Source organism: Novipirellula aureliae (genome assembly GCF_007860185.1).
GTDB classification, from domain to species: domain Bacteria; phylum Planctomycetota; class Planctomycetia; order Pirellulales; family Pirellulaceae; genus Novipirellula_A; species Novipirellula_A aureliae.
The window spans coordinates 130,149-142,681 of sequence record NZ_SJPY01000006.1 but is presented as its reverse complement, the minus strand read 5'-3'; the positions used below and the strand labels follow the sequence as shown (position 1 = coordinate 142,681).

General features: G+C 53.3%; 11 protein-coding genes. 5 read left to right on the top strand and 6 right to left on the bottom strand.

The features are described 5' to 3' along the window. The first annotated feature begins 401 nt into the window (after positions 1-401). A complete protein-coding gene (locus tag Q31b_RS29810) occupies positions 402-986 on the top strand; it encodes a hypothetical protein (protein ID WP_449289933.1) in 585 nt (194 codons plus the stop codon). 1,016 nt (positions 987-2,002) lie between these two features. Here the strand turns inward: Q31b_RS29810 and Q31b_RS18365 are convergent. Next, on the bottom strand, positions 2,003-2,227 hold the full coding sequence (locus Q31b_RS18365) for a GxxExxY protein (protein WP_146601119.1): 225 nt from the start codon (positions 2,225-2,227) through the stop codon (positions 2,003-2,005). Here Q31b_RS18365 and Q31b_RS28415 point away from each other — a divergent pair. Beyond that, complete coding sequence (locus tag Q31b_RS28415) at positions 2,132-2,482, top strand: hypothetical protein (RefSeq protein WP_197171914.1); 351 nt, start codon at positions 2,132-2,134, stop codon at positions 2,480-2,482. The two genes, Q31b_RS18365 and Q31b_RS28415, sit on opposite strands and share 96 nt — an antisense overlap. Positions 2,483-3,628: 1,146 nt before the next feature. On the opposite strand, the gene Q31b_RS18355 is transcribed toward Q31b_RS28415, so the two are convergent. After that, a complete protein-coding gene (locus tag Q31b_RS18355) occupies positions 3,629-4,666 on the bottom strand; it encodes an NADP-dependent oxidoreductase (RefSeq protein ID WP_146601117.1) in 1,038 nt (345 codons plus the stop codon). A gap of 539 nt (positions 4,667-5,205) precedes the next feature. On the opposite strand from Q31b_RS18355, the gene Q31b_RS18350 reads away from it, so the two are divergent. The 3 genes from Q31b_RS18350 (at position 5,206) to Q31b_RS29390 (ending at position 6,983) form a co-directional block, all read left to right on the top strand. Beyond that, complete coding sequence (locus Q31b_RS18350; RefSeq protein WP_146601116.1) at positions 5,206-6,426, top strand: DUF1559 domain-containing protein; 1,221 nt, start codon at positions 5,206-5,208, stop codon at positions 6,424-6,426. A gap of 159 nt (positions 6,427-6,585) precedes the next feature. Next, on the top strand, positions 6,586-6,768 hold the full coding sequence (locus tag Q31b_RS18345; protein ID WP_146601115.1) for a hypothetical protein: 183 nt from the start codon (positions 6,586-6,588) through the stop codon (positions 6,766-6,768). 92 nt (positions 6,769-6,860) lie between these two features. Beyond that, a complete protein-coding gene (locus tag Q31b_RS29390; RefSeq protein WP_261343869.1) occupies positions 6,861-6,983 on the top strand; it encodes a hypothetical protein in 123 nt (40 codons plus the stop codon). A 428-nt stretch (positions 6,984-7,411) separates the two neighbouring features. Here the strand turns inward: Q31b_RS29390 and xseA are convergent, their stop codons facing one another. The 4 genes from xseA to coaD all read right to left on the bottom strand — a co-directional run bounded on the left by xseA (position 7,412) and on the right by coaD (position 12,057). Further along, positions 7,412-8,638, bottom strand: coding sequence for an exodeoxyribonuclease VII large subunit (gene xseA, locus Q31b_RS18335; RefSeq protein ID WP_231617675.1), 1,227 nt, complete (start codon positions 8,636-8,638; stop codon positions 7,412-7,414). Further along, positions 8,635-9,513: a diaminopimelate epimerase gene (dapF, locus tag Q31b_RS18330; RefSeq protein ID WP_146601113.1), complete on the bottom strand. Its 879-nt coding sequence runs from the start codon at positions 9,511-9,513 to the stop codon at positions 8,635-8,637. The genes xseA and dapF overlap by 4 nt, the downstream gene beginning before the upstream one ends. A 271-nt stretch (positions 9,514-9,784) precedes the next feature. After that, on the bottom strand, positions 9,785-11,377 hold the full coding sequence (locus Q31b_RS18325) for a hypothetical protein (protein ID WP_146601112.1): 1,593 nt from the start codon (positions 11,375-11,377) through the stop codon (positions 9,785-9,787). Positions 11,378-11,556: 179 nt separating this feature from the next. Then, on the bottom strand, positions 11,557-12,057 hold the full coding sequence (gene coaD / locus Q31b_RS18320; RefSeq protein ID WP_146601111.1) for a pantetheine-phosphate adenylyltransferase: 501 nt from the start codon (positions 12,055-12,057) through the stop codon (positions 11,557-11,559). Positions 12,058-12,533: the final 476 nt, after the last annotated feature.

Below are 12,533 nucleotides of genomic sequence, written 5' to 3'. Positions count from 1 at the left end.
CGAATGCGTTGTCACCGCTTGATTTTAGGCTTGCAAAAAAAGTGGCTGGGGCATCTTGCCCCAGTGATCCGCGTTCCCCCCTGGTACGAAACGAGAATCAGATGTGATCGAATTTCAAACGCTCGAAGAAACGCGGGCAAACGACGTCGTTGCCGACCATTATTTTGACTCGAACCTTCGAGGCAACCTGAAAGACATTCGTTCGAAGACCGTTTCAAGAGGATCATCATCGATGCGTTCTCCCTGGGTGCGTGCACGAGGCACGCACCACGAGGCCCGTTTCATGCGGATCGCGTATCACCTCTGGTTTCGCGCCGCACGCCTCCAATCGGTGGCGAATATTTCTAGGCGACACCATTTTTTCCATGGTCTCTTGTCTATCTCTGTGACTCCGTGCCTCTGTGAGAGATTCATTGCCGGGCGGCGGGGCTCTCACAGAGGCACGAAGGCACGGAGTTTTAGGCGGTCGTGACGTTAGCGACGACGGCTTCGAGGAGTTGCTGGCGTCATCGAAGACCATGGGGATCATGGCCCGCGATCTTGTCGGCACCGCCGGAGAGCGATTTGAGCCCGTCGATCAGCTTCACTTCATGGAAATTGATCAGCAGACCAACTTGCAGACCCATCAATCTCAAATGGGAGATCGTTTGCGCTTTGTCGATCGGATGGATAGCAGACTTTGCTTTAAGCTCAACGACAACTTGCGTGACCGCATTAAGACGTTCAGTCAAGCGTTAAAGGACCTGGACGATCAGTGGATCGAAAACAAATCAGACGTGCAAGAACGAGTTGATTCCGACAGTGAGAAATTGCTCGCTACGCTGACGCTGTTTCTGAAGGGCGATATTGGGAAGGTGTACGATGAATTTGAGCTTGGCATTGAGTGCTTCCGAAGCGCCGTCGATAATTGGACGAGCGAATCGCCTGACAACCATCACCCAGGGATGCAATTGTTTTTTGGCTCCACCGAAGAATCCGTGGTTTGATTCATCCATCCCAAGTACCGAAGGGTAGGTTTTTCAGGCACCGCAGTGCAAAAAGGATGTTTTCGGTGCATCGGCAATCGGACGTTCAAAATAAACCTCGGCAAAACAAGCCGTTTTATCAAAGCCAAGCAAGACATTCTTCTCTCCCTGACCCCGTTGTCCCTAAGCAAGTTGCTCCTCAGCAGAGCTAGGCCGCAGGCCGAAACATTCTTGCCGGTGGCGTGGCCCTTCGATCCGTGGATCGTTGCACTATCGCCCCACAGGCCGGAGGCCGAAACATCCTTGCCGGTTGCGTGAGCCACCGGCAGCGGATCACAACCGAACCACAAGCCCGGAGGGCGACACACCCGCGATCGATGTGTCGGCCTCCGGCCTTGCGGCGACCTAAACGCCTTGGATTCGGTGGCTTACACCACCGGCAAAGATATGTCGGCCTCCGGCCTGAAAACAATGGGACGTCGGTCGAGAAGTGATGGATGACGTTCACGAATCGGCCCATCGTCGGCACCGAGCAAAGAGGCCGAAGGCCGGCCGTGGCTCGGTCGATTCGACACCGAATGGGGCGACGTGCTGATCATCGACAACGAACCACATCCGACGACTTCGACGAACCGGATTCCGAAAGTGATGGACGCTCGCGGCATCACGCCAGCCGACGTTGCCGACCATTATTTTGTCTCGAACCTTCGAGGCAACCTGAAAGACATTCGTTCGAAGACCGTTTCAAGAGGATCATCATCGATGCGTTCTCCCTGGGTGCGTGCACGAGGCACGCACCACGAGGCCCGTTTCATGCGGATCGCGTATCACCTCTGGTTTCGCGCCGCACGCCTCCAATCGGTGGCGAATATTTCTAGGCGACACGATTTTTTTCCATGGTCTCTTGTCTATCTCTGTGACTCTGTGCCTCTGTGAGAGACTCATTGCCGGACGGCGGGGCTCTCACAGAGGCACGAAGGCACGGAGTTTTAGGCGGTCGTGACGTTAGCGACGACGGCTTCGAGGAGTTGCTGGCGTCATCGAAGACCATGGGGATCATGGCCCGCGATCTTGTCGGCACCGCCGGAAAGCGCCTTGAGCCAGTCGATCAACTTCACTTCATGGAAATTGATCAGCAGCCCAACTTGCAGACCCATTAATCTCAAATGGGAGATCGTTTGCGCTTTGTCGATCGGATGGATAGCAGACTTTGCTTTAAACTCAACGACAACTTGCGTGACCGCATTAAGACGTTCAGTCAAGCGCTAAAGGACCTGGACGATCAGTGGATCAAAAACAAATCAGACGTGCGAGAACGAGTTGATTCCGACAGTGAGAAATTGCTCGCTACGCTGACGCTGTTTCTAAAGGGCGATATTGGGAAGGTGTACGATGAATTTGAGCTTGGCATTGAGTGCTTCCGAAGCGCCGTCGATAATTGGACGAGCGAATCGCCTGACAACCATCACCCAGGGATGCAATTGTTTATTGGCTCCACCGAAGAATCCGTGGTTTGATTCATCCATCCCAAGTACCGAAGGGTAGGTTTTTCAGGCACCGAGGTGCAAAAAGGATGTTTTCGGTGCATCGGCAATCGGACGTTCAAAAATAAACCTCGGCAAAACAAGCCGTTTTATCAAAGCCAAGCAAGACATTCTTCCCTCCCTGACCCCGTTGTCCCTAAGCAAGTTGCTCCTCAGCAGAGCTAGCCCGGAGGCCGAAACATTCTTGCCGGTGGCGTGGCCCTTCGATCCGTGGATCGTTGCACCATCGCCCCACAGGCCGGAGGCCGAAACATCCTTGCCGGTTGCGTGAGCCACCGGCAGCGGATGACAACCGAACCACTAGCCCGGAGGGCGACACACCCGCGATCGATGTGTCGGCCTCCGGCCTTGCGGCGACCTAAACGCCTTGGATTCGGTGGCTTACACCACCGGCAAAGATATGTCGGCCTCCGGCCTGAAAACAATGGGACGTCGGTCGAGAATTGATGGATGACGTTCACGAATCGGCCCATCGTCGGCACCGAGCAAAGAGGCCGAAGGCCGGCCGTGGCTCGGTCGATTCGACACCGAATGGGGCGACGTGCTGATCATCGACAACGAACCACATCCGACGACTTCGACGAGCCGGATTCCGAAAGTGATGGACGCTCGCGGCATCACGCCAGACGACGTTGCCGACCATTATTTTGACTCGAACCTTCGAGGCAACCTGAAAGACATTCGTTCGAAGACCGTTTCAAGAGGATCATCGTCGATGCGTTCTCCCTGGGTGCGTGCACGAGGCACGCACCACGAGGCTCGATTCATGCGGATCGCGTATCACCTTTGGTTTCGCGCCGCACGCCTCCAATCGGTGGCGAATATTTCTAGGCGACACGATGTTTTTCCATGGTCTCTTGTCTATCTCTGTGACTCCGTGCCTCTGTGAGAGATTCATTGCCGGGCGGCGGGGCTCTCACAGAGGCACGAAGGCACGGAGTTTATAGGCGGTCGTGACGTTAGCGACGACGGCTTCGAGGAGTTGCTGGCGTCATCCGGTTTATAAGGTGTGGTTACGGCTGAGCCCGTATTCCAATCGTCGAAATGGTTTTCTCGATTTTCGGCATTCTTGAACTCGGAGATTTCGACGCCGACGCTGTCTTCGTTGCCATGGAGCTCTTAGCAATCTTCGCCAACGTGAACGACAAGTTTTCCAAAGTTTTTGCCTTCGAGTAGGCCGATGAACGAACTCGGAGCATTCTCAAGTTCTTCGACAACGTCTTCGATGAACTTGACTTTTCCTTCGGCGACCCAAGGTGTCATCTCTGAGAGGAACTCTCCATAGCGGGAGCCGTAGTCATCGAAAATGATGAAGCCTTGTGCCTTAATACGTCGTACTAACATCGTTTGCATCAACAACGGCAACCGGTCTGGCCCATCGGGTAATTGGGTGTCATTGTAGTGTGCGATCAATCCGCAAACAGGAATACGAGCCTTGACGTTAAGAAGTGGAAGCACTGCATCGAACACTTTTCCGCCAACACTCTCAAAGTACACGTCGATCCCCTGCGGGCACGCGTCAGCGAGTTGCTTGACAAAGTCCGGTGCATAGTGATCGATGCATCGGTCAAAGCCAAACGTCTCAATTCCCGCCTCGCACTTCGTGGGTCCGCCTGCGATTCCGACAACGCGACAGCCTTTCAATTTGGCTATTTGTCCGACGACGGAACCGACCGCCCCGGTTGCGGCAGCGACAACAACGGTCTCACCCGGTTTCGGTTGACCAATATCAAGCAGCCCCATGTAGGCCGTGAAGCCTGGCATTCCAAGCACGCCTAGTGATCTTGACGGATGTTCTAGTTCCTGACCCAACGGTATCAGTTCCTTCCCATCGGACACGGCATAGTCTTGCCATCCCGTGTAGCCCAGCACCCAATCACCCTGTTCAAAATCGGGATGCATTGATTGCTCGACTCGACAAACCGTACCGCCGACCATCACCTCACCAATTTCAACCGGCGGTGCATAGGAAGGAGCGTCACTCATACGCCCACGCATGTAAGGGTCAAGCGAAAGATAGACCGTTCGTAGCAGAACTTGCCCTTCGGTAGGTTTCGGCAAGCGAGTGGTTTCAAGTCGAAAGTTGTCTGGCGTGGGGGCTCCATGAGGCCGTGAGTCCAATACGATACGGCGGTTCATTTCACGGGATTGAGGCATTGTCTAATCTCTCTATTCTCTTTTGGGGTATGTGATTTTCTGTGAGTCACAAAAAATCGTGTCCTTGGTCGACAACTCACGAACTGTGCTTTGCTCCTTGATCGCCTCCAGAGCCAACTTGGCCTTCTGCTTGGCTCCAATCGTCTTTCGCTACTTCGTCATGAATCACTCTTTTGATTCTGCGACAGTGAACGACCGTAGCTTACCCCAAAATGAATCCAAAAAGTAGCTTAGTTGGTGGTACAGGAATTGGGGACTCGCTCATTGTGAGAATGGCAATGGCCAGCCTCGATTCCATTTCACGCTGAACCAATACACGCCAACCGTGATATTTTTGTTTTTTTTTACAAACAATGTTTAGATTCGCGTGTTTGTAGACATTGCCCCCATGGGTCGGACAAGTTCCGTCGGGGCTTTTTGGAAAAGTTGTCCTGAGAGAAACACAATCGTGTCTTTCTCCCGTTTTGTTTCCGTTATCTAAGTTACCAGTATTTTAGTTTCCTGTATTTTAGTTTCCTGTATTTAATAGGTTGTCTGTTATGAGAGAGTCGAGAGTTCAACGCGGTTTCACGTTAGTGGAGCTTCTAGTCGTAATTGCCATCATTGGCGTTTTAGTGGGCCTTCTGCTGCCGGCGGTTCAGGCTGCTCGTGAAGCGGCCCGTCGGATGAGCTGCAGCAATAATTTCAAGCAGATTGGACTGGCGGTGCATAATTACCACAGTGCGTTCAATCAGGCTGGCAAGTACATGGGGGGCACCTACCAACTTAATTCCGGCGAAAGCAGATCAGGCCCAACCGCCAACAATTTGAATTGGTTGAGCCACCTGCCCGGACTCACTCCGTTCATGGAGCAGCAAGCGGTTTGGGAACAACTTTCCAATCCGTTCGATTCCCCCACGGGAATCATGCCACCGATGGGGCCAATGGTGGACCTTTCGTTGACAGATCACGCAGCGATCGGAGGCTATGATCCATTTTTGACTACCCTTTCGACTCTCCGTTGTCCGAGTGACCCAGGCATTGGCTTGCCAGCACAGGGACGCACGAATTACGCTGCGTGCGTTGGGGACTCTTACGATGAAGGTGATGGTAGCCTCATTGGTCGAGATGGCGTTGAGGACGAAGACGTCGGGAAGTTGAAAAGTAATCAACGCGGTTTCTATGTACCACGGGTGGCAGTGAGTTTCCGAGGTGTGACGGACGGATTATCGAACACCATTTGCATGGGCGAGATCCTCACGGACCTTGGCGACATGGACAAACGATCGCACTTTGCTGGAAATGGTGCTGGTCCCGCAGGCCGACGAGATGGAGCGAACCTTACCACCGGTCTAACGGATGGCTTGAGGTCGACCTGGTGTCGGCAAGCGATCGATACGGAACGACCCCAGTATTGGGATTTCAGTGGAGGGACCGTCACCGATTTTGGCGGAGGAGAGATTAACCGAGGCATGAAATGGGCTGCAGGACTTCCTGCCTACACCGCGTTTACAACCATTTTGCCGCCAAACACGGAGATCTGTTTGTCCAGGGGCAGGTTAGGTGCGGGGGTATTGCCTGCCGCAAGCCGACACCAAGGTGGATGCCATGTTTTGATGGGTGACGGAGCCGTTAAGTTTATTACCGATTCGATCGACGCAGGTAATCCGTTGGCAGAAGTCGTTGGCGACGGGCTAGCCGCCGGCAGCCCTAGCCCCTTCGGTTTATGGGGACGGCTCGGGACGAGGGCAAGCGGCGAAGTCATCGGCGAAGCGTTTTAAAGTCGTCCTGGAGTTCCTCCCAATCCATCTTTGTGGCCTGGCGTCTCTCTAGCTTCCAGATAGAGAGACGCCCTGGCTGCTTAGGGAAGCTCGTTTTTGTTAGTCATCATTCACCTCACTTTCAATAGACACCTCACTTTCAATAGACATTGAGAAATCATGAAATCGATTAGTGCCGTTTTACTGGCTATGTTATTTTTTACTGCAGCAGGATGTGGAGGAGGCAATGATCCGGCGCCGTCTCCCGATGAGATCACTAATTTTCTTGAAGAAAATCCTGACGTTGTGGAAGCGACCAACCGTGCAAATGCGGCGGAGAGTTTTGACGGTGAAGGTTTTTAACCGCCGGGAAGAAAAACGATAAAGGGCCAGGCCTCTTTGGCCGGTTCGTTGGTTGCGTTAGCGTACCGCGTTGACGTTACGGAGCCAACGAAATGCCCAGACCACCCCGTGCTGATGACGCTAGCGGAATCTGCCACGTCCTTAACCGTGGCAATCTTAAGGCGGAGATCTTTTACAAAGATGCTGACTACGAGGCCTTCGGGCGAATTCAGTAGGAGTATCCCCCCTCCTTCAGATACATCGTGCCGAAAGTCTCATCGATCGCCCGCCCACTCTTGGTTCCGGGAGGCAGGTTGTTATCGAATCCAAAGCGTTCTTGGTAGCGACCAGTCATCAGCCCGGCGCGCGAGGGCGAACACACACATCCGGTCATCTATCCGTTGGAAAACGCATCCCGCTGGCGGCCACACGATCGATGTTCGGCGCGAGCACGGCGACGGTGGTGCCCAACGCGATCATCAGCGACACAAGCAAACGCTTCATCATTCAATTCGTTTTCGATTTAGCGAGCAAGAGACCAACCGGATCATGGAAGGTTTCAAGGAATCCACACGCCAAACATATCTAGTCGACTCCAACGCCGGCTGCCAGGATTGAACACTGGAGTTGCGAGTGTTCTTGAATTTCTATCGCAATCGGACTCTCAATCCGACGGTATTGTCTCGCTCACGATCGCTTTGAACCTGCCCCGGTTCAATCGGGTTTCAATGACGTCACCCTCAGCTATTTCTTCGGCGTTCGTGATTGGCTTTTGATTCGCATTGAGCGTGACGCTGTAGCCACGTGAAAGGACAGACAACGGCGATAGGGCAGAGAGTGCAGCGGCCATCTCTGCTGTCTTCGCGCGGGAGCGATCCAAATTCCCGATCACTGCGCGTCGAGCGCGTCCATCGAGTTCGTCGAGAATCCGCCACCGCATCTGTATGATCTCCATCGGCTTGCGGAGAATCGGACGTTCTTTCAACGAAGAAACGGCAAATTGTCGTCGCGAGATTGTTTGTCGAATCGCTTGGTGAAGCCGGTGACGCAAATCGGATATCTCGCTGCGCATCAGGCGTGCATCCGGTAACACGCGTGTGGCAGCATCGGTCGGCGTCAACGCTCGAAGGTCAGCAGCCAAGTCGCATAGCGTCACATCGATTTCATGGCCCACCGCCGACACGGTGGGAATCGACGAAGCCGCAACGGCACGCACAACCGGTTCTTCATTGAAGCACCACAAGTCTTCGATGCTGCCACCGCCTCTTGAAACAACCAAGACATCCAACTTGGGTACCAAACGCTGGGCAAGTCCAATGGCATGGACGAGCGACTTTGCGGCTCCTTCGCCTTGGACTAACGACGGGATGATGACGATTTCGCTACCTCGATAGCGATTTGACGACGCTTTGAGGAAGTCGCGAACCGCCGCACCCGATGGACTCGTTATGATGCCGATTCGCCGAGGCAATGAGGGAATTGGCCGCTTTCTTTCGGCGGCGAACAAGCCCTCACCGTTCAGCTTGGCTTGCAATTGCTCGAAAGCCAACTGCAATGCTCCAACACCGCGTGGTTCCATTTTTCGAACCACAAATTGATAGGTCCCTCGCGGTGGGTAGACTTCAACATCGCCGAAGCAGAGGACTTCTTGTCCTTCGACAAGTTCATGCTTCCGTCGAGTCGCCGCCGTTCGCCACATCACTCCACGAATTTGGGATCCGTCCCCTTTCAACGTGAAATACAAATGACCGCTACGGGGACGCACGATATCAGAAATCTCGGCTGAAACCCACAACGATGGAAAGGTTTGTTCCAGGACCGCCTTGATATGTCCGGTTAGCTCGGCAACGGAAATCGCATTGCGAGTTGGCTGCATCGGTACATCGCTCACGATAGAGTCGCCGAAGGCTGGACGGTCGACGATTCTTCCCACTCTCCCGAGAACACTTCCGTTGCTTCGCCGGTCATCATGACATGGCCATCGGCATCATTCCACGAAAGTGTTAAATCGCCGCCAAGCAAGTGGTTCAAGATCGTACGGTTCGTTCGACCGGTCAAGACGCCTGCGACGCAAACCGCGGACGCACCGGTACCACAGGCCCACGTTTCTCCGCTGCCTCGCTCCCAAGTCCGCTGGCGAACCTCGTTCTTCGATAGGACCTCGACGAATTCAACATTGATTCGATTTGGGAAACGAGGGTCGGTCTCGATTACCGGTCCGAGTCCAAGCACCCATTCATCGGTCACTTTGGGAACAAAGACGACACAGTGCGGGTTGCCCATCGACACGCATGTCACAGCGACTCTTTGGCCTGCAAAATCGATTTCGTGATCGACCACGGAGCCACTCGTTTTGATTGTCGTAGGAATCGCGGACGCTTCCAATGACGGTGATCCCATATCGACAGAAACCAATTGGCACTTTCCATCGTCACCGAGCGAGAGGGAAACGTCCAACACGCCTGCACCAGTTTCGATTTGCAAACTCGATTTGCTAGCGATGGCATGGTCAAAGACATATTTTGCGACACAGCGAATCCCATTGCCGCACATCTCACTTTCACTTCCGTCGGCATTGAACATCTGCATTCTGGCATCTGCAATCTCGCTGGGCCTGATCAGGATCAGTCCATCGCCCCCGACACCGAAATGCCGGTGCGAAATTTTGCGAGCTAGCTCGGGGAGGTTGTCGGTCGGCAACGGTTCGGAGAAGCAATTGACATAAACATAATCATTACCCGCCCCGTGCATTTTTGTGAAACGCATTGAAAACTCTCCGCACACTTGGTTCGATGTTTCTAACGTGATGGCAAAGTTTAGCAGGATTTCCGGCTGCTGTTTATCCTGCTTCCTTTGGTTCCATCAACAGGTTCCATCCGCGTTTCTTGATACCAAACGCGACCCGTGTTCATGAGGCGGCTTCGATTGCCGCTGGACAATCCGTCTACAAAGAGCAAGGTCGACGCCCGTGTTTTCGCTCTTGCCCGTGTTTTCGCTCTTGCCCGTGTTTTCGAGGGGAAACCCGCTTGGGCTCGAATTATCGAATTTCGAAAGCGATACTCGACTGTCCATACTTTTTGCCTTCGATATCTTCCATCGTTAGCTGCAGACGATATTTCCCAACCGCTAAATTTTGCGGCAGGTGCATCTGATAGGCGATGAAGTAGTCACGCAAATAGTTGGAAGACACCTGTTTATCCGCGGGCAATAATTGGCTGGCAACTTTGTGGTTCTCTGAATCGAGAATGTCGTAGCTGCCTTGCAGATGGGTTTGATACCCCGAATCGACTTTCGATGCTACAAAGTTGTCGATTTCGCAGTAGAGAATGACTTGTTGAGCAGGCTTAAAGACACTGCTTTCAAATTTCTTGATCTGGCCATACGCCAAAATCTCGGTACAGAATGCCAAGGCTCGGACTTCAAGAGAATCGGTCGCCGCAGCTAGGTATCGGGTCGCCTCGCGGAGCTGCGGCAGCGCCGAACTGAATCGGCGGCTTTGCACCGGGTGCCCTTCGGGGTCTACCATCGTCCAAAGTCCGAGCAATTGATGGCGCAGGTATTCTTGTTCCTTGTCCGTCATCCCATCGATCTTTCCGACGGCGGCATCGGGGTTTCCTGCTAGTACCATTAAATGCCGAGCGGTGATCATTCGCCGCGCTCGATCCGCTTCGCTTTCACCTTCCACGGGTGTTGATATCCGCTTGAGCAAAGACTCGTATAGCATTTCAGCGGATAACGAATCAGCATCGATGGGTGACTCGACGACGGCATTGGCAACCATCCCCTCGTCCACTTGAGGTCCGCTCGCCGAGACCGTCCGAACTACGATTGATTCTGGGGTTGATTCTGGGGTTGATTCTGGGGTTGATTCTGGGGTTGATTCTGGTTTGTGGTCGCTTAAACTTTCAACCACGGCGACGGCCAGCTCCGATGATGTTTCTTGGTCATCATTAGAATCTGCAAAAACATCTTCACTCGGCTCAGCCGACGTCTTGGCCGTGGATTGACTCGATGCCTTGCTTTGAGATTCCGGTTGCATGGCCAATCGTTTTAACGGTTCTGTCGCCGGTTGGTTTTTGGCTTTCGGTAGATTGTAATTTTTTTGGACGGATTCTTCGATCGCATCGGTTAACGCAGCGGGTTGCTTTGTCGTTTCTGCATTCCGCGATAGGACGGCAACCAATTGTCGGAGTGCTTGCTCTTTGATCTCCGGCGATGTCCCCTCAAAAGCCGCCATCAATTCTTCGTCAGATAGTTTATCCGTTGGCTTAGACGATGAATGTCCAGGAGCGGATGGATTTGTTCGGTTGGCATCTTCGTGGTCTTCGCTGTAGGAGACTTGCCGGGTCATTTGGGGACTCGTTTCCTGCCCCGTCTCCGCTCCATTTGCCTGCAAACGATCCTGTTCGGAAACACCTCCAAAAACGGAGCCCACGCGTTGTTTCGTCGATGCCAAACGTTGCCGAGGTGATTCGACGTCGGTGATCTCCCCCTGATCGTGTCGCGTGACTTGGAACAGGTTGCCTGTTGGACGCGAAGCACGGCACCCACCAACCGCAAGGAGAACTGCAACGAGAGAGTAGGAAATCAGTCCACGAGGAATCAGTTTCGGTGGGTTCGAGAGCGTCATGGTGCCGCAAAGGTCCGTAGGCAGGTCGAAAATTGCATCAACAGGATGGGACCGTACAAAATCGCAGCGGGTTACCGCAATAGCTTTTGGACGAGGGCAGACAGAATCGTCGCATCTCGCCGAGGCGTTTCATCTCCCCTGAGTCTCGAGGAGACTTCACTAGGTGAAATCCCGATTTGCTAGTGGTTCTTCATCCGAGCTCTTAGCGCGGGAATGACTTGCGAAGGCACAAACTTCGCCAATTGTCCGTCATCATCGCTAACCGATGCGATCTGTTTGAGCAGCGAACTACTGACGTGCGTGTACTGCTCATCCGCCATTAAGAAAACGGTTTCAATGCCTGGATCGAGTTGGTGGTTGGCCATCATCATCGTGAATTCGCCTGCGGTATCGGTCAGCGGACGGATCCCGCGAACCATGATATGCGCATTCATTTTGCGGACAAAATCGACCGCTAGACCCGAAAAGACATCGACGACAACGTTTTCAAATGGACGGGTCACCGTTTCAACCAAAGCCACTCTCTGCGAAGTATCGAACAACGGGCGTTTGTCCGCATTGATGCCGATGCCAATTACCAACGTGTCGAACAGCTTTGCGGCTCGGTCGATGATATGAAGATGACCAAGCGTGATTGGATCAAACGACCCAGTGTAGACGGCAGTGCGTTGAGTCGGCATGAACGGAAAACCAAAACGAGTAGGAAAGCAAGGCGAGCAGCGGCGGCATCCAAATTGTAAAATGGAATGGCTAGCGATGCGAGTAGGAAGAAATCCATAAAAAAACCCGCTTGCCAAGTCCAAAAGTCGTGGACTCAGCAAACGGGCATGTTCTCGCGTTCTCTATGAGAAGATGATCGCGAGGGTGGGGTGGCTGCGCCGAAGCATCAGCCCGCCGACTTTAACTACGGGTTACCACCCCGTTGGCAAGTACAGCAATATTCCACTTGATCACCTCCTTTTTCAAACTTGGTTCGACGATCCGATCGCTCAGGTGCCAACCAGAGTCGAGCGAACGATCGTTCGGAAAGGTAACTGTCGCGACGCGTTATCGCGACCCGATAGGCCCATTATCACCAGCAGGCAATCCTGAGACAAGTCATTATTTCTAAATTTTTATGGTTCCCAGGATGGTGGTTCCCAGGATGATGGTTCCC

What these genes read in the sequence shown, in the direction of transcription:
- Q31b_RS28415 (WP_197171914.1), top strand. Translation starts at nt 2,132, where the DNA reads ATGGGAGATCGTTTGCGCTTTGTCGATCGGATGGATAGCAGACTTTGC.
- Q31b_RS18355 (WP_146601117.1), bottom strand. Translation starts at nt 4,666, where the DNA reads ATGCCTCAATCCCGTGAAATGAACCGCCGTATCGTATTGGACTCACGG.
- Q31b_RS18350 (WP_146601116.1), top strand. Translation starts at nt 5,206, where the DNA reads ATGAGAGAGTCGAGAGTTCAACGCGGTTTCACGTTAGTGGAGCTTCTA.
- Q31b_RS18345 (WP_146601115.1), top strand. Translation starts at nt 6,586, where the DNA reads ATGAAATCGATTAGTGCCGTTTTACTGGCTATGTTATTTTTTACTGCA.
- Q31b_RS29390 (WP_261343869.1), top strand. Translation starts at nt 6,861, where the DNA reads ATGCCCAGACCACCCCGTGCTGATGACGCTAGCGGAATCTGCCACGTC.
- dapF (WP_146601113.1), bottom strand. Translation starts at nt 9,513, where the DNA reads ATGCGTTTCACAAAAATGCACGGGGCGGGTAATGATTATGTTTATGTC.
- Q31b_RS18325 (WP_146601112.1), bottom strand. Translation starts at nt 11,377, where the DNA reads ATGACGCTCTCGAACCCACCGAAACTGATTCCTCGTGGACTGATTTCC.
- coaD (WP_146601111.1), bottom strand. Translation starts at nt 12,057, where the DNA reads ATGCCGACTCAACGCACTGCCGTCTACACTGGGTCGTTTGATCCAATC.